This window comes from Klebsiella sp. 141251, assembly GCF_050600725.1.
In the GTDB taxonomy this organism is placed as follows: Bacteria; Pseudomonadota; Gammaproteobacteria; order Enterobacterales; family Enterobacteriaceae; genus Klebsiella; species Klebsiella aerogenes.
This window is the reverse complement of record NZ_JAQIRG010000027.1, coordinates 1-563: the sequence shown is the minus strand read 5'-3', so window position 1 is coordinate 563 and position 563 is coordinate 1. Positions and strand designations below refer to the sequence as shown.

The following is a 563-nucleotide window of genomic DNA, read 5'->3' as shown; positions in this document are numbered from 1 at the left end:
CACACCAGCGCTTCATCCTCGATGCCTAACCGTTCGGCGTCGGCGGTGTTGATTTGCGCATAGCCCGGTTCATCCGCCAGCGCCGCCAGCGCCGCACAGTTGCCGGTCATCGAACGGCAGGAGTAGTGACCGACTTCGCGCACCGTTGAGAGCACCATCGGGTACTCGTCGGTGAGCTTATCGATCGGCGCGACCCAGTCGCAGGTGAAGAACTGCGCCAGCCCGTTGGGGGTATCGAACTTCTCTTTAAACAGATACGACGTCCCCTGGTCGGCGTCGGACTCATCGCGGCATGGCCACATGACGTAGCCGAGCTCGCCCATTTTTTCATAGGTGGCGCCGTAGAAGTCCGGGCACAGATGCCGCAACTCATCCCAGATCTCCTGGGTGTTGTTGTAGTGCATCGGATAGCCCATCCGGGTGGCGATTTCGCTGATGATCTGCCAGTCGGTTTTCAGGTCCCACTTTGGCTCCACCGCTTTAAAGAAGCGCTGGAAGCCGCGGTCCGCTGCGGTATACACGCCTTCGTGCTCGCCCCACGAGGTGGATGGCAGGATGACGTC

The 563-nt window shown here is 60.6% G+C and carries 1 protein-coding gene; it reads right to left on the bottom strand.

The window, feature by feature from the left end:
- Positions 1–563, bottom strand: a 563-nt coding sequence (locus PGR09_RS24495; protein ID WP_430916583.1) for a molybdopterin oxidoreductase family protein, incomplete at both ends; no start/stop codon positions are given.